The following is a 19472-nucleotide window of genomic DNA, read 5'->3' on the forward strand; positions in this document are numbered from 1 at the left end:
CCCTCCGCCCACCCCCGTTCCGCGCGGGGCGTTCCCTTCCCCCCGCCACCCAACCTCCGTCCCCCCTTGTTAACTTCGGGGCGGGGCGGCCGTGGGGGTGGGGGGGGGGGCGCCCCCCCCAACACACCCCCAACCCCCCCCCCCCGCCACCCCTACCCGCGCCCCACCCCCGCCACCCGCGCTCGGCTTGTGTAACCCGTAAACCCCCCCCCCGAAGCTCGCGGAAGACTCGTGCTCAGATGGCGAGTCCCCGCCAGCCCTCCGCGTCCACACCACCGGGGACCGCTGCCCCCGGGTCGTACGGTTCGCGGGTGAAGACGAACGACCCCAGGTCGAGATGGTCCACAGCTCCGTCGCTGTTCCGCACGACGCGAAGCGTCTCCCCCGCGTAGTACCCGTCGAGCCCCGTCCACGTACCGTCCGGGCGCGGCCGGAAGCGGGCGCCTCTGCCCACGCCCCGCAACGGCTGGAGTTCGACCCCCCGGCCTGCGACCACCTTCAGGACATAGGCGTGCGTGCCCCAGTACCAGGAACCCGTCAGCGCGAGCAGCTCGGAGTCGACCTCGGGCAGGGGACGCCACGGCGCGGGGATGCGGGGCTCCGCATCGGCGACGATCCGCACGAGATCGGCGGCGACTGCGGCGGCGAGCGGCCCGGACGTGGCGTTGGTGAGCGCGACCGCGGCGACATCGTCCTCCACGCAGATCCACAAGGCGGCCAGGAATCCCGGCAGCGAGCCGGTGTGACCGATCAGGGTCCGGCCGTCCCGGCGCACGACCTGGAGACCCAGACCATAGGCGCTGCCCCAGTCGTCCGCTGGGAGGGAGGCCGCCGGTACGCGCATCTCCCGCACCGACTCCGCGCTCAGCACCTTCTCGTCCCCCTCGGTGAGGAACGCGGCGAACCGGAGCAGGTCGGCGGCTGTCGACCAGAGCTGACCGGCCGGCGCCATCAGGCCGAGGTCCTCGGCCGGTTCGGGCAGCATGACGTCCGCCCAGGGGTGGACCGCCCAGCCCCCGGCGTGCGGAGCCACCGGCTGTGTGGTCGTACGGTGCATCCCCAGCGGTTCCAGGAGCTCCTGGCGCAGCACCTCGTCCCAGGGGGCGCCTCGTACCGCCTCGACCAGCGCGCCGAGCAGGGTGTAGCCGGGATTGGAGTAGTGGTGGACCCGGCCGGCGGGCTGTGTCCGGGGTTGAACGCCGAGGACGTCGGCGAGCTCCGGACGGACGGTCCCCGGTGTCCGCTCCCACCACGGCGCGGGCGACTCGGCGGCCAGGCCCCCGCTGTGACCGAGGAGCTGGAAGACGGTCACATCGCCCACGCCCGTGCCGGGCAAGTGCTTCTCCAGCGGATCGTCAAGGTCGAGAATGCCCTCGTCACGCAGCCGGAGCACCAGCACGGCGGTGAACGTCTTCGTGAGGGAGCCGATTCTGTACTGCGTATCCGCGTCGGGGTCGTGGCCCTCGACGCAACTGCGCGCGCCGTTCCAGACGGGCTGTCCCTCCCGCTGCACCGCGGCGACGAACGAGGGCGTTCGGCCTTCGGCCTGAGCCGTGGCGATGCGGTGCAGCAAGGTACGTCGCGTACTCGGGAGCAGCTCTTCGCTGGAGGAGCCATTGGGGGAAGTCATGGTCAAGGACTACCCGGGTGGCAGCCGTCTGGCGAGCCGTTTTCGCGGCACGCGGAAGTGGCTTCCACCCGGGACGTCATGAGACCGGCGCCAAGGGCTCAGCGCTTACGGCTGTACGTCCTGACCAACGCCCCGTTGTCGAAGGTACGTACGGCGTCGAGCGTGAACTCGATGGCCTTGAAGTCAGATCCGAACATCGGCATGCCGGAGCCGTACACCAGTGGATAGGTCTTGATCACGAGCTCGTCGATCTCGTCGATCAGCTCCCCCGCGAGCTGGGAGCCACCACAGAGCCAGATCCCCAAGTCGCTTTCCTCAGACTTGAGTTCCCTGACGCGGCCGACCAGGTCCTCGGAGATCAGCTCCACGTTCGCGTCCGGGGATTCCTTCAGCGTGCGGGAGGCGACGAGCTCGCGGAGCTGGGCGTACGGGCTGGTGATGCCCGCGTCCAGGGCCAGCTGGTAGCTGGCGCGCCCCTGGATCATCGTGTCGAACCGCTGGTTCTTCGCGTCATGGAAGCCCAGAGCCTGCCGCCCCGCGGCCGAAACGGTCTCCGGGTACTCCGTCGCGAGGAAGGAGAGGAACTCCTCGTTGACGAAGGTGTACATCGATGTCGCGTCGCCACTCGGGTCCCCGATGAAGCCGTCGATCGAGCAGGCGATGAAGTAGGTGAGCTTGCGCAAGTGGTCCCCGTTCCACGTAGGCCATGGTGGCCAATGAGCACGTCCGTCGTCGCGGCGCCCTGTTAACCGCCGCAACCACGTCACATATAGTGCTTCACATGTAGTGGTTGCGCAAGCCTCTTTTACAGGAGGCGAACTGACGGGAGATACACCATGGCCAGGAATCCGGAACGAAGGACAGCACTCACCGACGCCGCCATCGAGGTCCTGGCGCACGAGGGAGCCCGCGGACTCACCTTCCGCGCCGTGGACGCCCGGGCAGGTGTACCGGTGGGCACGTCCTCCAACTACTTCACCAGCCGGGACGATCTGTTCATGCAGGCCGGCGCACGCATCAACAGCCGTATGACGCCGGACCCGGCCGCGGTCGAGGAGGCCCTCCGCCCCGCACCCTCGCGGGAACTGGTCACGTCCCTGATGCGATGGCTGGTGCGGCGCATGACGGATGACCGCACCGGCTATCTGGCCATGCTGGAACTGCGTCTCGAAGCCACCCGTCGCCCGGCGCTCCGCGTCCAGCTGACGCAGACGGTGCGCGCGGAGTTCGACGCGGGCGCCGACTTCCACCAGAGCGCGGCCCTGCCCGGCGACCACGACACCTTCCGTGTGCTCTACCTGGCGATGACCGGCGTACTCCTGGAGCACTTCACGCTGCCCGGAGTGCTGTCCGACACCGCACTCGACGACCTGGTGGAGAGCGTGGTCACCCAGATCGTGCCCCGCTGACACCGCACAGCGCCCCGCATCAGGGGTTCGCCGACATCGATGTCTGCCTCCCGGAGCATCCTCGGACCTGCGTCTCTCACCGGCCTTTTGCGCGGTATCCGGAATCCGATGTCCGCGCTCCGCCCTGCTGCACGGGGGCGCCGGAGCCGCGACACCGCGTCTCCTCCGCCAGGAAGGCGTCAGGTCTGAGCCATGTCCACGAAGCGCGAGTAGTGGCCCTGGAAGGCCACGGTGATCGTCGCCGTCGGGCCGTTACGGTGCTTGGCCACGATCAGGTCGGCCTCGCCCGCACGCGGTGACTCCTTCTCGTACGCGTCCTCGCGGTGCAACAGGATCACCATGTCGGCGTCCTGCTCGATGGAGCCGGACTCACGGAGGTCGGAGACCATCGGCTTCTTGTCCGTACGCTGCTCGGGGCCACGGTTCAGCTGGGACAGCGCGATCACCGGAAGCTCCAGCTCCTTGGCCAGCAGCTTGAGGTTTCGGGACATGTCCGAGACCTCCTGCTGACGGCTCTCGGCCCGCTTGGAACCGCCGGACTGCATCAGCTGCAGGTAGTCGATGACCACGAGCTTGAGGTCGTTGCGCTGCTTGAGGCGCCGGCACTTCGCCCGGATCTCCATCATGGAGAGGTTCGGGGAGTCGTCGATGTAGAGCGGGGCGGCCGAGACGTCCGGCATGCGGCGGGCCAGTCGCGTCCAGTCCTCGTCCGTCATCGTGCCCGAACGCATGTGGTGCAACGCCACCCGGGCCTCGGCCGACAGGAGGCGCATCGCGATCTCGTTGCGGCCCATTTCCAGGGAGAAGATCACGCTCGGCAGGTTGCTCTTGATCGAGCACGCCCGCGCGAAGTCCAGGGCCAGCGTGGACTTACCCATGGCGGGACGGGCCGCGATAACGATCATCTGGCCGGGGTGCAGGCCGTTCGTGAGGGCGTCGAGGTCGGTGAAACCCGTCGGCACACCGGTCATCTCACCGCTGCGCGAGCCGATCGCCTCGATCTCGTCGAGCGCGCCCTCCATGATGTCGCCCAGCGGCAGGTAGTCCTCGCTGGTGCGCTGCTCCGTGACGGCGTAGATCTCGGCCTGGGCGGAGTTGACGATCTCGTCGACGTCCCCGTCGGCCGCGTATCCCATCTGTGTGATCTTCGTGCCCGCCTCGACGAGACGGCGCAGTACGGCGCGCTCGTGGACGATCTCCGCGTAGTACGAGGCGTTCGCCGCGGTCGGCACGGACTGGACGAGCGTGTGCAGATACGGGGCTCCGCCGACCTTGGTGATCTCGCCGCGCTTGACCAGCTCGGCCGCCACGGTGATCGGGTCGGCCGGCTCGCCCTTGGCGTAGAGGTCGAGAATCGCCGTGTAGACGGTCTCGTGGGCCGGGCGGTAGAAGTCGTGACCCTTGATGATCTCCACGACATCGGCGATGGCGTCCTTGGACAGCAGCATGCCGCCGAGCACCGACTGCTCGGCATCCAGGTCCTGCGGAGGTACGCGCTCGAAGCCGGGAGAGCCACCGTCCCAGCTGCTCTCGCGACCCCGGTCGTGCTGTTCGTCGCGCCCCTTGCTCTCACCGCGGCGCTGACGGGAAACGGGCAGACGGTCACTGGGACCGGTGTCGGCCCAGGGGTCGTCCAAAGGCTCGGGGATACTCACCCGGCCACCTCCTCCCGTCCGCTTCGCGGACCTAGCCGTGCCACTCTTTCTTACGGCACGGCACCGACAAACAAGACGCCCGACTCCGGTTCCGGCGCGAAGAGTTCTGCGGGGTTCCAAGGCCATAACGGAGTGCGGGCGCCGGACCACGGTAGGCCGCTCAGCACCGTCAGCCAATCTGGTTATCCACAGGGCATGTGGACGACGGGCCAGATGCTGTGGAGAACCCCTCAGAACCTGTGCACGGAGCGGGGGACAGCACTGTGGACAAACTCATACCGTCACCCTCATCACAGCCCTGACCTGCACTTTCTCCATCCACCGGCTGTGGGGGAGAAATTCTTTTGCCCTCAGATCAAGATCACGGCAAACGGTACACAGGTGAACTCCGGACGGTGACGAAAGTAAGGACTGCAATGGCATTGCATCTCTTACCTGTGGAAGATTAGATTGGCACGCATGACCAAGGCCCCCGCGACGTCCTCGCTCAGCCGCCGACGGCACGACCGGGAGATCATCGCCCTCGCCGTTCCGGCTTTCGGCGCACTTGTCGCCGAGCCCCTTTTCGTGATGGTCGACAGCGCCATCGTGGGCCATCTCGGAACACCTCAACTGGCCGGGCTGGGCGTCGCCGCAGCCCTGCTGATGACCGCCGTGAGCGTCTTCGTCTTCCTCGCCTACGCGACCACGGCGGCGGTCGCCCGCCGGGTCGGCGCCGGAGATCTGCCATCCGCGATCCGCCAGGGCATGGACGGAATCTGGCTGGCGCTCCTCCTCGGCGCCGCAGTCGTCGCCGTCACGCTCCCCGCGGCCCCCTGGCTCGTCGATGTATTCGGCGCCTCCGACACCGCGGCTCCCTACGCGATCACGTACCTGCGGATCTCCAGCCTCGGCATCCCCGCCATGCTGGTCGTCCTCGCGGCCACCGGAGTGCTGCGCGGTCTCCAGGACACCCGGACCCCCCTCTACGTCGCCATCGGCGGCTTCGCCGCGAATGGCGCACTCAACGCGGTTCTCGTCTACGGCGCCGGCCTCGGCATCGCCGGGTCAGCCTGGGGGACCGTGATCGCCCAGGTCGGCATGGCCGCCGCCTATCTCGTCGTGGTCGTACGAGGTGCCAGGCGCCACGGAGCTTCCCTGCGCCCCGACAGGGCGGGCATCAGAGCCAGCGCACAAGCAGGTCTGCCCCTGCTGGTCCGTACGCTCTCGTTGCGCTCCGTCCTGATGATCGCCACCGCTGTCGCGGCCCGCCTCGGCGACACGGATATCGCTGCCCACCAGGTCATTCTTGCGCTGTGGAGCCTCACAGCGTTCGCACTCGACGCCATCGCCATCGCCGGCCAGGCCATCATCGGCCGCTACCTCGGGGCGAACGACGCCAAGGGCGCACGCGAGGCATGCCGCCGCATGGTCCAGTGGGGAATCATGTCCGGCGTGGTCCTCGGCGTACTGATCGTGCTGGCCCGGCCGCTGTTCATCCCGATCTTCACCAGTGACCCGTCCGTACAGGACACGCTGCTCCCCGCTCTGCTGGTGGTGGCTCTCTCGCAGCCGATCGCCGGGGTGGTCTTCGTCCTGGACGGCGTCCTGATGGGAGCAGGAGACGGCCGCTATCTCGCCTGGGCAATGCTGCTCACTCTGGCGGTATTCGCTCCGGTCGCCCTTCTGATCCCCACATTCGGCGGCGGCCTCACGGCTCTGTGGTGGGCGATGACCCTGATGATGGCCGTCCGATTGGTGACCCTCTGGCTGCGCGCCCGCTCGGGACGGTGGATCGTCACCGGCGCGACGCGCTGATCGATGCTCACGTCCCTGCGCTGAACAGCTCGCACGTTTCACGTGAAACAGAGCCACGCGTGACAGGCGCGGGAACGACGAAGGGCCGCACCCATGGGGTGCGGCCCTTCACCTAGCTCTGGTGAGCTGTGCCCTTAGGCAGCAACGACCTCGATGCCGAGCTTCGCAGCGACCTCGGGGTGCAGACGCACGGACACCTGGTGTCCGCCGAGCGTCTTGATCGCCGAGCCGAGCTCAACGCGACGCTTGTCGACGTCCGGACCACCGGCGGCCTTGATCGCCGAGGCGATGTCGGCCGGGGTGACGGAGCCGAAGAGACGGCCGGCGTCGCCGGAGCGAACAGCCAGACGAACCTTGACGGCCTCGAGCTTGGCCTTGATCTCGTTGGCCTGCTCGATCGTCGCGATCTCGTGGATCTTGCGGGCGCGGCGGATCTGCGCCACGTCCTTCTCGCCACCCTTGGTCCAGCGGATGGCAAAGCCACGCGGGACCAGGTAGTTACGGGCGTACCCGTCCTTGACGTCAACGACGTCGCCTGCAGCACCGAGGCCGGAGACCTCGTGGGTGAGGATGATCTTCATGATTCGGTCACCCTTCCCTTATCGCGCGGTGGACGTGTAGGGCAGCAGCGCCATCTCACGGCTGTTCTTGACTGCCGTGGCGACGTCACGCTGGTGCTGCGTGCAGTTGCCGGTGACGCGGCGGGCACGGATCTTGCCGCGGTCGGAAATGAACTTCCGCAGCATGTTCGTGTCCTTGTAGTCCACGTACTGGGTCTTGTCCTTGCAGAACGCGCAGACCTTCTTCTTAGGCTTGCGCACAGGCGGCTTCGCCATGGTGTTTCTCCTGTGTGATCAAGAAGTGGGGGTACGAGCTGCCCTAGAAGGGCGGCTCGTCCGAGTAGCCGCCGCCGGAACCAGCAGATCCGCCGGAGCCGCCGGAGCTTCCGCCCCAGCTGCCTCCGCCGCCCTGCTGAGCCCCGCCTTGCTGGCCGCCGGCCGGCGCGCTGGTGGCCCACGGGTCGTCGGCGGGAGCACCGCCGCCGCCCTGCTGGCCGCCGGCACCGGGACCGCCGCCCCAGTTGCCGCCGCCCTGCTGGCCACCGCCGCCGCCGTATCCACCCTGGCCGCCCTGGCCCTGGCCACCGCGACCTGTGGTCTTGGTGACCTTCGCCGTGGCGCTCTTCAGGCTGGGGCCGACTTCCTCGACGTCCAGCTCGTAGACCGTGCGCTTGACGCCCTCACGGTCCTCGTAGGACCGCTGCTTCAGCCGGCCCTGCACGACGACGCGCATGCCTCGCTGGAGCGACTCCGCGACGTTCTCCGCCGCCTGACGCCAGACCGAGCAGGTGAGGAACAGGCCCTCACCGTCCTTCCACTCATTGGTCTGACGGTCGAAGATGCGGGGAGTGGACGCGACACGGAACTTCGCGACCGCCGCACCGGACGGGGTGAAGCGCAGCTCGGGGTCGTCGACGAGATTGCCGACGACCGTGATGACGGTCTCGCCTGCCATTGGGTGAACCTCTCGGCGGGGATTGCTTCTGGCTGCTTGCTGCTACTCGAACCCGATGACCGCTGAGCTAGAAGCTCAGTGGGTCTCGGGGCGGAGGACCTTGGTCCGGAGGACCGACTCGTTCAGGTTCATCTGTCGGTCGAGCTCCTTGACGACTGCGGGCTCGGCCTGCAGGTCGATGACCGAGTAGATGCCCTCAGGCTTCTTCTTGATCTCGTAAGAGAGACGACGACGGCCCCAGGTGTCGACCTTCTCAACCTTTCCGTTGCCCTCGCGGACGACGGAGAGGAAGTTCTCGATCAACGGGGAGACAGCGCGCTCCTCGAGATCGGGGTCGAGGATGACCATCACCTCGTAGTGACGCATGTGGAACCCACCTCCTTTGGACTCAGCGGCCACGGTCGTTCCGTGGCAGGAGGGTCGTGATGCGTAAGCACTTGTGTCTCCGAGTAAAACAGCCGCCACTGACAACGCCCTCCATGGAGAGGAAGCGGTCGAGCCGGCTCGGGGCAGACTCAGGTGCAGACCGTCCAGACTACCCGCAGAGGGGCTTCCGGTTGAAATCCGGTGCTCAGGAGACGCAATCTGTACACATCGGGTGTGAGCGGCGCTACAGTGCACCGCCTTCAGCCAGGAGGTTCTCCATGGCACACGCAATGCGACGACGTTCTGCCGTTTCCCTCTTCGCCACGGACGGCAAGGCCCATCCACTCCAGGACAGCCTCGTGGCGGTGACCCTGGTGCTGGGTGCACTCGCCTTCGTGACGGCGATGTTCCACAACCTGCACCTGATCAGTTCCTGGGCCGGACTGATCGGAATCCTTACGGGTGCCTACGGGCAGTACATCTCGGTGACCACGCGCGAGAGGTTCCCGCTGATCATCGGTCTCGGCGCATCGGCCATCGGGTTCTTCCTCGGTATGGCCCACGGCGGCCTCTTCGGCGGCGTGATCGGCTGAGTGATCGTTCACCCGGCTGCCGAGTCGGGGCCCGTAGTGCCAGACGGGGCGCTCCCCGGTCACAGTAGGCTTCGGCGCGAGAGCCGGAGCCCCTGACCCATGGGGACACACCTGCCGAGGAGCGCCCCGCATGAGCCTGACCCTGAGGACCATCAGCCGAGAACAGCATCTGGCGTACATCCAGAGCCTGCCCTCGGCCAGTCACTGCCAGGTCCCGGCGTGGGCTGACGTGAAGACCGAATGGCGCTCTGAGAACCTGGGATGGTTCGACAAGAGCGGCGAGATGGTCGGCGCCGGCTTGGTCCTGTACCGCCAACTGCCCAAGATCAAGCGGTATCTCGCATACCTCCCCGAGGGCCCGGTCATCAACTGGTACGCCCCGAACCTGGACGACTGGCTCCAGCCGATGCTCGCCCACCTCAAGCAGCAGGGCGCCTTCTCGGTGAAGATGGGTCCGCCCGTCGTCATCAGGCGCTGGGACTCGGCCGCCATCAAGTCCGGTATCCAGGACCCGGATGTGAAGCGCCTGCGCGATGTCGAGGCCACGCACATCGAGCCCCGTGCCTTCGAGGTGTCGGACCGGCTGCGCAAGATGGGCTGGCAGCAGGGCGAGGACGGCGGCGCCGGTTTCGGCGACGTGCAGCCCCGCTACGTCTTCCAGGTCCCGCTGGCCAACCGCTCCCTCGAAGACGTGCTCAAGGGCTTCAACCAGCTGTGGCGCCGCAACATCAAGAAGGCCGACAAGGCCGGTGTCGAGGTGGTCCAGGGCAGCTACGAGGACCTCGCCGAATGGCAGCGGCTGTACGAGATCACCGCCGTGCGCGACCACTTCCGGCCGCGCCCGCTCTCCTACTTCCAGCGCATGTGGAAGGTCCTCAACTCCGAGGACCCCAACCGCATGCGGCTGTACTTCGCACGGCACAACGGGGTGAACCTGTCCGCGGCGACGATGCTCGTCGTCGGCGGCCACGTCTGGTACTCGTACGGCGCGTCCGACAACATCGGGCGTGAGGTCCGGCCCTCGAACGCGATGCAGTGGCGCATGCTGCGCGACTCGTACGCGATGGGCGCGACGGTCTACGACCTGCGCGGCATCAGCGACTCGCTGGACGAGACCGATCACCTCTTCGGCCTGATCCAGTTCAAGGTCGGCACCGGCGGCGAGGCCGTCGAGTACGTCGGCGAGTGGGACTTCCCGCTCAACAAGCTGCTGCACAAGGCGCTCGACATGTACATGTCGAGGCGCTGACCCCGGACCCCGGCCATGATGGAGCCGGCACCGCTGCCGAATTCGGTGCCATTCGCTTCAATGGACGCTTCAGCACGATCCGCATACCTCTGATACACCGCAGCCACAAGAAAGGTTCCGGGCCGGCCATGGCGCTCTCCCTCTACGTAGACACCGCGCGCTGGCGGGCGCACCAGAAGTCCGTGCTCGACCAGTTCCCCGGTCTCGTACCGGTCTGCAAGGGCAACGGGTACGGCTTCGGCCACGAGCGGCTCGCCGACGAGGCGATCCGCTTCGGCTCCGACACGCTCGCCGTCGGAACCACGTACGAGGCAGCTCGTATCAAGGACTGGTTCAGCGGCGACCTCCTCGTCCTCACGCCCTTCCGGCGGGGCGAGGAGCCCGTACCGCTCCCCGACCGCGTCATCCGTTCGGTCTCCTCCGTGGACGGCGTCCACGCGCTCGTGGGCGCCCGGGTCGTCATCGAGTGCATGAGCTCGATGAAGCGTCACGGCGTGAAGGAGGAGGAACTGGGGCAGCTGCACGCCGCCATCGAGGACGTACGGCTCGAAGGCTTCGCCCTGCACCTGCCGCTGGACCGCACGGACGGCTCGGACGCGGTCGAGGAGGTCATCGGCTGGATGGACCGGCTGCGCGCGGCCAGGCTGCCGCTGCACACCATGTTCGTCAGCCATCTGCGGGCCGAGGAACTGGCGCGTCTGCAGCAGCAGTTCCCACAGACCCGCTTCCGCGCCCGCATCGGTACGCGGCTCTGGCTCGGCGATCACGAAGCCACCGAGTACCGGGGCGCCGTCCTCGATGTCACGCCGGTCGTCAGGGGTGACCGTTTCGGTTACCGCCAGCAGAAGGCCGCGTCCGACGGCTGGCTGGTCGTCGTGGCCGGCGGTACGTCCCACGGCGTCGGTCTGGAGGCCCCCAAGGCCCTGCACGGCGTGATGCCGCGCGCCAAGGGCGTGGCCCGTGCAGGTCTGGCCACGGTCAACCGGAATCTCTCGCCGTTCGTCTGGGCGGGCAAGCAGCGCTGGTTCGCGGAGCCCCCGCACATGCAGGTCTCGATCCTGTTCGTGCCGTCGGACGCGCAGGAGCCGAAGGTCGGCGACGAGCTGGTGGCCCATCTGCGCCACACGACCACCCAGTTCGACCGCCTCGTCGACCGCTGATCCGGGAGGTCCGGCCCGCCGCCGCGCCTCAGTCGGCGGCCGGGCCTCGCGCGGCGCCCCACTCCACACGCGGCCCCTCGGCCATGTGGGCCGCGTGCCGGGCCGGATGCTGGGACTCGCCGAGTACGAACACGTCCGGCGCGTTGTCGATCACACCGCCCGACGGATCGTCGGACCCGTCGCGCCGTACGGGATCGTGTTCCGGCATGAGGATGTCCCGGACGACGACGGCGCAGATGTACAGCGTCCCCAGCAGGTGCAGGACGATCGCGATCTGGTAGCCCTCCTCCGGCAGCCCCTGGTGCTTGTCTCCGCTGGTCGTGTACGCGAGGTACAGCCAGATCCCCAGGAAGTACATGCACTCGCACGCCTGCCAGATGAGGAAGTCGCGCCAGCGCGGTCTGGCCAGCGCGACGAGCGGAATGAGCCAGAGCACGTACTGGGGTGAATACACCTTGTTCGTCAGGACGAAGGCCGCGACCAGCAGAAGCGCGAGTTGTGCGAAACGCGGCCGGCGCGGGGCCGCCAGGGCCAGCCCCGCCAGCGCCAGGACGGCCACCACCATCAGCAGCGTCGACCCCAGGTTCACCGTCTCGACATCGATGGCCACGCCCGTGCGCTGGGTGATGATCAGCCAGAAGGACCCGAAGTCGAGCGGCCGTTCCCGGTTGAAGGTGTAGAACTTCTTCCACCCCTCGGGCGCGAACACCATCACGGGCAGGTTGACCACCAGCCAGGCGGCGGCCGCACCCAGCACCGCGTGGAAGAACGCCCTCCACTTCCCCGCCCGCCAGCACAGCAGCAGGACCGGCCAGAGCAGCAGCGCGGGATAGAACTTGGCCGCCGTGGCCAGGCCGATGAGGATGCCGAACGCGAGGGCGCGCCCGCGGGACCACATGAGCATCGCCGCGGCCGTCAGGGCGACGGCCAGCAGATCCCAGTTGATCGTGGCGGTGAGCGCCAGAGCGGGCGCCAGGGCCACCAGCAGGCCGTCCCAGGGGCGGCGCCGGTGGGTACGCGCGACACACACCGCGGTGACGACGGCACAGACCATCAGCATCCCCGCGTTGACCATCCAGTACATCTGCTCGCGCTGCTGGGCGGGGTCGCTGTCGGGCGTCAGCGTCAGCCAGGACGCGACCTGCATGAACAGCCCGGTCAGGACGGGGTACTCGAGGTACTTCATGTCGCCGGGAAGCTGATCGAAGTACGGCACGAGCCCTTCGGCGAAGCCCCGTCCGACGTACAGGTGCGGAATGTCGGAGTAGCAGGCGTGCGTGTACTGCGAGGCGGTGCCCCTGAACCAGGCCCATTCGTAGCAGGGGATCTTCTGCACCATGCCGAGCGCGAACATCCCGATCGCGACCAGCGCGATGACGCGCACGGGTGTCAGCGGGCCCTTGCCGAGCAGCGCCCAGCGGCCCACTCGCCCGCCGATCAGCTCACTGCCGGCCGCGGCGATCTCGTCCTGGTGCGTGGGCCGTACGACGGGCCGCTCCTGGTCCACGCTCATGTCTTCTGCGCTTGGCATGCCGCACATCCTGCCGTACGGGACTGTGCACGGGGTGTGGCCCGCCCCGGGACACGGCGAGGGCCGCCGCACCGGGTGGTGCGGCGGCCCTCGTCATCGTCCTCGGGCAGTCCCGTCGCCGGGCGCTGTCCTGTCGGGGGCTATCCGCCGCCCCCGAAGAACCCGCCGTTGCCGTTCCCGTTCCCGTTCCCGCCGTTCTCGTTGCCGTCCGTCGTTTCACCGGTGGCGCCGGTGGTATCGGCCCCTTCGGTGGTCCCGACCGTATCGCTTCCGTCGGTGGTCCCCTCCGTGGTCCCACCGTCGTCCGTACCGGCGTTGGTGCCGCCGTTGTCCTTGCAGTCCTCCGAGCCCCAGACGCCACAGGTGTTGGTCGGCGTGGGGGTGGTCGGGGAAGGAGTCGTCGGCGACGGTGACGGGGTCGTGGGCTCGGCGGAGGGCGTCGGGGGGGCCGTGATGGTCGGCGTCGGCGACGGGCTGGCCGCACCGCCGCCGTACATCTTGTCGCCCCACGGCCGTGGCGTGGGGAAGTTCTTGACCTTCTGGCCCTTCATCGCCGCGGCCATGAAGTCGTGCCAGATCTGCGCGGGGAACGAGGCACCGTGGATCTCCTTCTCACCACCGGTGCCGTACATCTCCAGGAACTCGCGCTTCTTGTTCTTCTCGTTGTCGTCCAGGCGGAACATGCTGATGGCGGTGGACAACTGCGGCGTGTAGCCGACGAACCACGCCGACCGGTTGCCGTCGGTGGTACCCGTCTTCCCCGCCACGTCACGGCCGGGCAGCTTCGCCGGCGTACCCGTGCCGTTCTCGACGACGTTCTTCAGCACATCGGTGACGTTGTCCGCGATGATCGGGTCGAGCGCTCGCTGCGGCTTCGACTTGTGCTGGAAGACGGCAGCGCCCTTCTTCATGACCTCGGTGACCGAGAAGGGTTCGCGCTGCATGCCGCTGGTCGCGAACGTCGCGTACGAGCCGGCCATCCGGATGGCGCTCGGTGAGGACGTACCGATGGAGAACGACGGAACGGTCGAATCAGCCATGTAGTCGTCGTCGCGCAGCCCGACAGCCATGGCGACGTCCTTCACCTTGTCGGTGCCGACGTCCATCCCCAGCTGTACGTAGGGGGAGTTGGCGGACTGCTCCATGGCCTTCCGCAGATCGATGTCGCCGTAGGACTCGTCGCCGTCATTGGTCTGGAGCCACCGATCCCCCCCCTTGTTCTTCCACACCTCACCGTTGTACTTCTTGATCTCCAGCAGGTTGTCGCCGTTGTAGATGCTCTCCGGGGAGACCGGCTTACGGTCCGACTCGCTCTGCACCTCGCCGAGACCGGGGTTCCGCTTCCCGTACTTCATCGCGGCCGCCAGCACGAAGGGCTTGAAGGTCGAGCCGACCTGCGCACCGGTCGGATCCGCGTTGTTGGTGTAGTGCTTGGTCGCGTCCCGGCCGCCGTACGTGGCCACGATGGCGCCGGTGCTCGGGTCGATCGACGCGCCGCCGAACTGGACGTGGGTGTCCTTGTCGGGGCGCTCCTCCGGGTCGATGTTCGCCTTGTCCACGTCCTCGACAGCCTTCTGGAGCTGCTCGACCTTGTCCTTCTTGAAGGTCGTGTGGATCTCGTAGCCGCCCTGGGCGAGCTGGTCGGAGGTGATGTCGGTGTTGTTGAGGACGTACGACTTGGCGAGGTCGACCAGGTATCCGGTCTGACCGCCCAGCTGGGCGTTCTGGCGGGGCTGCAGCGGCATGGGGAACGTGTCGTACGTGTCGCGCTCCGCCTGCTCCATCCGGTTGTCCTTGACCTGCTCGTCAAGGATCCACTTCCAGCGGTCCTCCGCCCGCTCCCTGTTCTTCTCCTTCGTGGCCCTCTCAGGGTCGACCTCAGGGGCACCGGCCGGGTCGAAGTAGGTCGCGCCCTTGAGCAGCGTGGCCAGGAAGGCGCACTCGCTCGGGTCCAGGTCCTTCGCGTCCTTCTTGTAGTACGTACGGGCCGCGGCCTGAAGCCCCCAGGCGCCCCGGCCGTAGTACGAGACGTTCAGATAGCCGGCCATGACCTCCCGCTTCTTCATCTCCCCTCCGACCTTGAGGGTGATGAAGAGCTCCTTGAACTTCCGGCTGAGGGTCTGGTCCTGGGAGAGCATCGAGTTCTTCACGTACTGCTGGGTGATGGTCGAGCCGCCCTGGGTCTCACCGCCCTTGGCCATGTTGAACACGGCGCGGGCGATGCCCATGGGGTCGATGCCCCTGTCGTCTTCGAACGTCTTGTTCTCGGCCGAGATGACGGCGTTCCGCATCGCTTCCGGGATCTGCTCGTAGCTGATGTTCTGGCGGTTGACCTCGCCGCCGGTGGCGACCAGCTGCGTGCCGTCCGCCCAGTAGTAGACGTTGTTCTGTGCCTCAGCCGCAGCGTTGACCTTCGGTGTTGTGACCATCGCGTACGCGACACCGGCCACGCCCATCAGAAGGCCCAGGAAGCTGAGACACACCCCGGAGACGAGCTTCCACGACGGCACCCAGCGGCGGAAGCCGTACTTCCCGGAGCGCGGGTAGTCGATGAAGCGCTTCTTGCCCGGGTGGCCGCCTGCACCGCCTCCGCCACCACGGCGGCGGCCACCGCCGGCACCGGAGCTGAGCTCCTCGGCACCTCTGCGGCGTCCGCCTCCGCGCTGGGCGGCGCGACGGGCCTCGGCACGGCTGCCGTACGGGCGTTCCTCGCCGTACAAGCCGGAAGGTGATTCATTGGCTACTCTGCGTGACGGCGTGTCGCCGCGTCCCGCAGGCTGGGCGGCTCGTCTGGCCGCTGCGCGTCCGCCACCTTGCGGTTGAGACGTTTTGCGACGGTGCTCGCTCATCGAACGACTACTCCTCGGGCAGGCGAGAGCGCCTGGAAGCGGCAGTTGAGATCCGGTCCCCCCGAATTACGGACAAACCCTGCGGAGGGCTCACCCGCAGCGCATCCGGCAGTCCGCGAAGACTGACGCTCGGGAGCGCCGCACGGTTCCCGGTTGTCTGCATGCCGCCCAGACTACGCACGGTCAAAACGCCTCTAGGGCCGAAGTTCACCCCAAATGACGCAAGTCGCTTCCTACGAATTGGTGATGTGACGCCGCTCACGAAGGTCCCCCTTGTCGAAGTGAGCCGACCGATCTATCGTGCTGATGTATCGAGTCGATACATCAGCACGGCATAAGTTCCACTCAAGAGCTCCGCGGGAGCGTCCGGAGAAGGAAGAGGAGGCGAAGGTGAGCAGACGCTCAGGCATCCTCGAATTCGCCGTACTCGGTCTGCTCCGCGAATCCCCGATGCACGGGTACGAGCTGCGCAAGCGCCTCAACACCTCGCTGGGGATCTTCCGCGCCTTCAGTTACGGCACCCTCTACCCCTGCCTCAAGACGCTGGTCACCCAAGGCTGGTTGATCGAAGAGCCGGGAAATGCTCCGGCAGACCTTCCTCCCACCACGGGCCGGGCGGTCGCTCCCGCGTCTTCACTCGCGGGACGCCGAGCCAAGATCGTCTACCGGTTGACGGCAGAAGGTAAGGAGCACTTCGAGGAGCTGCTCTCGCACACCGGTCCGGACTCCTGGGAGGACGAGCACTTCGCCGCTCGTTTCGCCTTCTTCGGGCAGACGGAGCGAGAAGTGCGGATGCGTGTGCTGGAGGGCCGCCGCAGCAGGCTCGAGGAGCGCCTCGAAAAAATGCGCGCCTCGCTCGCCCGCACTCGTGAACGACTCGACGACTACACGCTTGAGCTGCAGCGGCACGGCATGGAATCCGTGGAGCGCGAAGTGCGCTGGCTGAACGAGCTCATCGAGAGCGAGCGCTCGGGACGGGACCAGCGAAGGTCCTCGACCGAGGGTTCACCTCAACAGGACACATCAGGAGAGACGGGCGGCCTGCCCCGGCACCGGGATTCCACCCGGCCGGATCCGTCCGACGACACCACCAAGTGAAAACCCCGCAGGTCCGCAAGGTCTCAGCGGGGAACACCGAGAACACACAGGGAGCAATCGGCATGGGTTCGGTTCGCGTAGCCATCGTTGGTGTAGGCAACTGCGCCGCCTCGCTGGTGCAGGGCGTCGAGTACTACAAGGACGCCGATCCGGCCGGCAAGGTGCCCGGTCTGATGCACGTCAAGTTCGGCGATTACCACGTCAGTGATGTCGAGTTCGTCGCCGCCTTCGACGTCGACGCGAAGAAGGTCGGCCTCGACCTCGCGGACGCCATCGGCGCCAGCGAGAACAACACCATCAAGATCGCCGACGTGCCGAACACGGGCGTGACCGTTCAGCGCGGCCACACCCACGACGGTCTGGGCAAGTACTACCGCGAGACGATCGAGGAGTCCGCCGAGGCCCCGGTCGACGTCGTCCAGATCCTCAAGGACAAGCAGGTCGACGTCCTCGTCTGCTACCTGCCCGTCGGTTCCGAGGTCGCTGCGAAGTTCTACGCGCAGTGCGCCATCGACGCCAAGGTCGCGTTCGTCAACGCTCTCCCGGTCTTCATCGCCGGCACCAAGGAGTGGGCCGACAAGTTTACCGAGGCCGGTGTCCCGATCGTCGGCGACGACATCAAGTCCCAGGTCGGCGCCACCATCACGCACCGCGTGATGGCGAAGCTCTTCGAGGACCGCGGTGTCATCCTGGACCGCACGATGCAGCTGAACGTCGGCGGCAACATGGACTTCAAGAACATGCTCGAGCGTGAGCGCCTGGAGTCCAAGAAGATCTCCAAGACGCAGGCCGTCACCTCGCAGATCCGTGACCGCGAGCTGGGTGCGGACAACGTCCACATCGGCCCGTCGGACTACGTGGCCTGGCTGGACGACCGCAAGTGGGCGTACGTGCGCCTCGAGGGCCGTGCGTTCGGCGACGTTCCGCTGAACCTCGAGTACAAGCTCGAGGTCTGGGACTCCCCGAACTCCGCCGGTGTCATCATCGACGCCGTGCGTGCAGCGAAGATCGCCAAGGACCGCGGCATCGGCGGCCCGATCCTCTCCGCGTCCTCGTACTTCATGAAGTCCCCGCCGGTGCAGTACTTCGACGACGAGGCCGCCGCCAACGTCGAGAAGTTCATCGCGGGCGAGGTCGAGCGCTGAGCAGCCGTTCACGGCGCACAGCCTGACCGGGGCGGCGAGCGATAGCGCTCCTCCCCCTTCCGCGTGGTGAGGGTCCCTGGGCAATCCGCCCAGGGACCCTCAACGTGTGTGACGCTTGCTCACATGCCTGTCGTGCGTGATCTGCGCGTACTCCTGCGACTTCGGTACTTCCGTCGTCTGCTCGCCGTACGGCTTCTTTCCCAGTCGGCCGACGGTGTCTATCAGGTCGCGCTCGCCACGCACGTCGTCTTCTCCCCGGAGAACCAGGCGACGCCCGGCGCCATCGCCTCCGCAATGGCGGTGCTGCTGCTGCCGTACTCGTTGGTCGGCCCGTTCGCGGGCGTCCTCCTGGACCGCTGGCCCCGCCGTCAGGTCTTCCTGTACGGGAACCTGCTCCGCGCCGCACTCGCCTGCTGTACGGCCCTGCTGATTCTCAGCGCCGTACCCACCTGGCTCTTCTACGCCTCCGCCCTCTGCGTCACGGCGGTCAATCGCTTCGTGCTCGCCGGACTGTCGGCAGCGCTTCCGCGCGTGGTCGACGCTGACCGGCTCGTGATCGCCAACTCCCTCTCACCGACGGCCGGCACGCTGGCCGCGACCCTGGGCGGCGGTCTCGCCTTCGCCGTACGTTTGCTGGCCGACGGGTCCGATGCCGCGGTGGTCCTGGTGGGAGCGACGCTCTATCTCGTCTCGGCCGTGGTTTCACTGAGTCTGCCGCGGCGACTGCTCGGCCCTGATACGGGCGCAAGCCACCTGCGGCTTCGCGAGGCACTGGCCACCACCGCCCGTGGGCTCGCGGCCGGGCTGCGCCATCTGGCCGAACGGAAGGACGCAGCGCGCGCTCTGGCCGCCGTGACGGTGATGCGCTTCTGCTACGGGGCGCTGACCGTGATGGTGCTGATGCTGTGCCGGTACGCATGGTCCGACACCGAGTCCGACGGGCTGGGTCTGCTGGGGCTGGCTCTGGGAGCCTCCGCGGCCGGGTTCTTCGTGGCCGCGGTGATGACTCCCTGGGCCGTGGGACGCCTGGGCCGGTTCGGCTGGATGGCGCTGTGCGCGGGCGCAGCCGCCGTCCTGGAACCGGCACTGGGACTGTCTTTCATCCTCTGGCCGATGCTGGTGGCGGCGTTAGTGCTCGGGCTCGTCACACAGGGCGCGAAGATCGCGACGGACACGGTGGTGCAGACGTCGGTGGACGACGCCTTCCGCGGCAGGATCTTCGCGCTCTACGACGTCCTCTTCAACGTCGCCTTCGTCGTGGCAGCAGCACTGTCCGCACTGCTACTGCCTGCTGACGGACGTTCGGTCGCCGTGGTGATGGGAGTGGCCGTGCTCTATGCGGCTGTCTGCGCGGCGACGTTGCGATGGAGACGCGTCAGGAAAGTGCCGAGCGGGACTCGATAACGCCGAGGGGCGCTGTTTCACGTGAAACAGCGCCCCTCGCTGAGGTCGCTGCCGTCATGTTTCACCTGAAA

The 19472-nt window shown here is 67.5% G+C and carries 17 protein-coding genes; 8 read left to right on the forward strand and 9 right to left on the reverse strand.

Annotation, left to right across the window (positions count from 1 at the left end):
* Positions 1 to 235: 235 nt before the first annotated feature.
* The gene (locus tag ACFWSK_RS22085; RefSeq protein WP_383788810.1) at positions 236 to 1630 is read right to left on the reverse strand and encodes a serine hydrolase domain-containing protein; all 1395 of its coding nucleotides are present in this window, start codon (positions 1628 to 1630) and stop codon (positions 236 to 238) included.
* A 98-nt stretch (positions 1631 to 1728) separates the two neighbouring features.
* Positions 1729 to 2313 carry a dihydrofolate reductase family protein gene (locus tag ACFWSK_RS22090; RefSeq protein WP_383788812.1) on the reverse strand — a complete coding sequence of 195 codons (585 nt, stop codon included), beginning with the start codon at positions 2311 to 2313 and terminating at the stop codon, positions 1729 to 1731.
* A 153-nt stretch (positions 2314 to 2466) separates the two neighbouring features.
* On the opposite strand from ACFWSK_RS22090, the gene ACFWSK_RS22095 reads away from it, so the two are divergent.
* The gene (locus ACFWSK_RS22095; protein ID WP_383788815.1) at positions 2467 to 3039 is read left to right on the forward strand and encodes a TetR/AcrR family transcriptional regulator; all 573 of its coding nucleotides are present in this window, start codon (positions 2467 to 2469) and stop codon (positions 3037 to 3039) included.
* Positions 3040 to 3218: 179 nt separating this feature from the next.
* Here the strand turns inward: ACFWSK_RS22095 and dnaB are convergent, their stop codons facing one another.
* Positions 3219 to 4694: a replicative DNA helicase gene (gene dnaB / locus ACFWSK_RS22100; RefSeq protein ID WP_383788818.1), complete on the reverse strand. Its 1476-nt coding sequence runs from the start codon at positions 4692 to 4694 to the stop codon at positions 3219 to 3221.
* A gap of 459 nt (positions 4695 to 5153) precedes the next feature.
* Between dnaB and ACFWSK_RS22105 the strand changes: the two genes are divergently transcribed.
* Complete coding sequence (locus ACFWSK_RS22105) at positions 5154 to 6491, forward strand: MATE family efflux transporter (protein WP_383788821.1); 1338 nt, start codon at positions 5154 to 5156, stop codon at positions 6489 to 6491.
* Between the two features lie 134 nt (positions 6492 to 6625).
* Here ACFWSK_RS22105 and rplI read toward each other — a convergent pair whose 3' ends face one another.
* The 4 genes from rplI to rpsF form a co-directional block, all read right to left on the reverse strand.
* Complete coding sequence (rplI, locus tag ACFWSK_RS22110) at positions 6626 to 7072, reverse strand: 50S ribosomal protein L9 (protein ID WP_018553905.1); 447 nt, start codon at positions 7070 to 7072, stop codon at positions 6626 to 6628.
* 18 nt (positions 7073 to 7090) lie between these two features.
* A complete protein-coding gene (gene rpsR / locus ACFWSK_RS22115; protein WP_003967857.1) occupies positions 7091 to 7327 on the reverse strand; it encodes a 30S ribosomal protein S18 in 237 nt (78 codons plus the stop codon).
* A 43-nt stretch (positions 7328 to 7370) separates the two neighbouring features.
* Positions 7371 to 8006, reverse strand: coding sequence for a single-stranded DNA-binding protein (locus ACFWSK_RS22120; RefSeq protein ID WP_383788824.1), 636 nt, complete (start codon positions 8004 to 8006; stop codon positions 7371 to 7373).
* A 75-nt stretch (positions 8007 to 8081) separates the two neighbouring features.
* The gene (gene rpsF / locus ACFWSK_RS22125) at positions 8082 to 8372 is read right to left on the reverse strand and encodes a 30S ribosomal protein S6 (protein WP_006604399.1); all 291 of its coding nucleotides are present in this window, start codon (positions 8370 to 8372) and stop codon (positions 8082 to 8084) included.
* 278 nt (positions 8373 to 8650) lie between these two features.
* On the opposite strand from rpsF, the gene ACFWSK_RS22130 reads away from it, so the two are divergent.
* The 3 genes from ACFWSK_RS22130 (at position 8651) to ACFWSK_RS22140 (ending at position 11374) form a co-directional block, all read left to right on the forward strand.
* Positions 8651 to 8965, forward strand: a complete 315-nt coding sequence (locus ACFWSK_RS22130) for a hypothetical protein (RefSeq protein ID WP_383788826.1) — start codon at positions 8651 to 8653, stop codon at positions 8963 to 8965.
* A 130-nt stretch (positions 8966 to 9095) separates the two neighbouring features.
* On the forward strand, positions 9096 to 10214 hold the full coding sequence (locus tag ACFWSK_RS22135; protein ID WP_382740103.1) for a lipid II:glycine glycyltransferase FemX: 1119 nt from the start codon (positions 9096 to 9098) through the stop codon (positions 10212 to 10214).
* Between the two features lie 128 nt (positions 10215 to 10342).
* On the forward strand, positions 10343 to 11374 hold the full coding sequence (locus tag ACFWSK_RS22140; RefSeq protein ID WP_383788829.1) for an alanine racemase: 1032 nt from the start codon (positions 10343 to 10345) through the stop codon (positions 11372 to 11374).
* Between the two features lie 28 nt (positions 11375 to 11402).
* Here the strand turns inward: ACFWSK_RS22140 and ACFWSK_RS22145 are convergent, their stop codons facing one another.
* Both ACFWSK_RS22145 and ACFWSK_RS22150 read right to left on the reverse strand, forming a co-directional pair.
* Positions 11403 to 12914, reverse strand: a complete 1512-nt coding sequence (locus tag ACFWSK_RS22145; protein WP_383788832.1) for a glycosyltransferase family 87 protein — start codon at positions 12912 to 12914, stop codon at positions 11403 to 11405.
* Positions 12915 to 13045: 131 nt separating this feature from the next.
* Complete coding sequence (locus tag ACFWSK_RS22150; RefSeq protein WP_383788835.1) at positions 13046 to 15754, reverse strand: transglycosylase domain-containing protein; 2709 nt, start codon at positions 15752 to 15754, stop codon at positions 13046 to 13048.
* Positions 15755 to 16144: 390 nt separating this feature from the next.
* Here ACFWSK_RS22150 and ACFWSK_RS22155 point away from each other — a divergent pair, with 390 nt between their 5' ends.
* The 3 genes from ACFWSK_RS22155 to ACFWSK_RS22165 all read left to right on the forward strand — a co-directional run bounded on the left by ACFWSK_RS22155 (position 16145) and on the right by ACFWSK_RS22165 (position 19401).
* Entirely contained in the window at positions 16145 to 16852 is a 708-nt protein-coding gene (locus ACFWSK_RS22155; RefSeq protein ID WP_383788838.1) for a helix-turn-helix transcriptional regulator, read from the forward strand.
* A 62-nt stretch (positions 16853 to 16914) separates the two neighbouring features.
* Positions 16915 to 17997: an inositol-3-phosphate synthase gene (locus tag ACFWSK_RS22160; protein ID WP_383788840.1), complete on the forward strand. Its 1083-nt coding sequence runs from the start codon at positions 16915 to 16917 to the stop codon at positions 17995 to 17997.
* A gap of 123 nt (positions 17998 to 18120) precedes the next feature.
* Positions 18121 to 19401 (forward strand): MFS transporter, encoded by a 1281-nt coding sequence (locus ACFWSK_RS22165; protein WP_383788844.1) that lies wholly within the window; start codon positions 18121 to 18123, stop codon positions 19399 to 19401.
* Positions 19402 to 19472: the final 71 nt, after the last annotated feature.

It is taken from the genome of Streptomyces sp. NPDC058620 (genome assembly GCF_042717135.1).
In the GTDB taxonomy this organism is placed as follows: Bacteria; Actinomycetota; Actinomycetes; order Streptomycetales; family Streptomycetaceae; genus Streptomyces.

Coding starts and splice junctions, on each gene's coding strand:
- ACFWSK_RS22085 (WP_383788810.1), bottom strand. CDS start 1,630: ATGACTTCCCCCAATGGCTCCTCCAGCGAAGAGCTGCTCCCGAGTACG.
- ACFWSK_RS22095 (WP_383788815.1), top strand. CDS start 2,467: ATGGCCAGGAATCCGGAACGAAGGACAGCACTCACCGACGCCGCCATC.
- ACFWSK_RS22105 (WP_383788821.1), top strand. CDS start 5,154: ATGACCAAGGCCCCCGCGACGTCCTCGCTCAGCCGCCGACGGCACGAC.
- rplI (WP_018553905.1), bottom strand. CDS start 7,072: ATGAAGATCATCCTCACCCACGAGGTCTCCGGCCTCGGTGCTGCAGGC.
- rpsR (WP_003967857.1), bottom strand. CDS start 7,327: ATGGCGAAGCCGCCTGTGCGCAAGCCTAAGAAGAAGGTCTGCGCGTTC.
- ACFWSK_RS22120 (WP_383788824.1), bottom strand. CDS start 8,006: ATGGCAGGCGAGACCGTCATCACGGTCGTCGGCAATCTCGTCGACGAC.
- rpsF (WP_006604399.1), bottom strand. CDS start 8,372: ATGCGTCACTACGAGGTGATGGTCATCCTCGACCCCGATCTCGAGGAG.
- ACFWSK_RS22130 (WP_383788826.1), top strand. CDS start 8,651: ATGGCACACGCAATGCGACGACGTTCTGCCGTTTCCCTCTTCGCCACG.
- ACFWSK_RS22135 (WP_382740103.1), top strand. CDS start 9,096: ATGAGCCTGACCCTGAGGACCATCAGCCGAGAACAGCATCTGGCGTAC.
- ACFWSK_RS22140 (WP_383788829.1), top strand. CDS start 10,343: ATGGCGCTCTCCCTCTACGTAGACACCGCGCGCTGGCGGGCGCACCAG.
- ACFWSK_RS22145 (WP_383788832.1), bottom strand. CDS start 12,914: ATGTGCGGCATGCCAAGCGCAGAAGACATGAGCGTGGACCAGGAGCGG.
- ACFWSK_RS22150 (WP_383788835.1), bottom strand. CDS start 15,754: ATGAGCGAGCACCGTCGCAAAACGTCTCAACCGCAAGGTGGCGGACGC.
- ACFWSK_RS22160 (WP_383788840.1), top strand. CDS start 16,915: ATGGGTTCGGTTCGCGTAGCCATCGTTGGTGTAGGCAACTGCGCCGCC.
- ACFWSK_RS22165 (WP_383788844.1), top strand. CDS start 18,121: ATGCCTGTCGTGCGTGATCTGCGCGTACTCCTGCGACTTCGGTACTTC.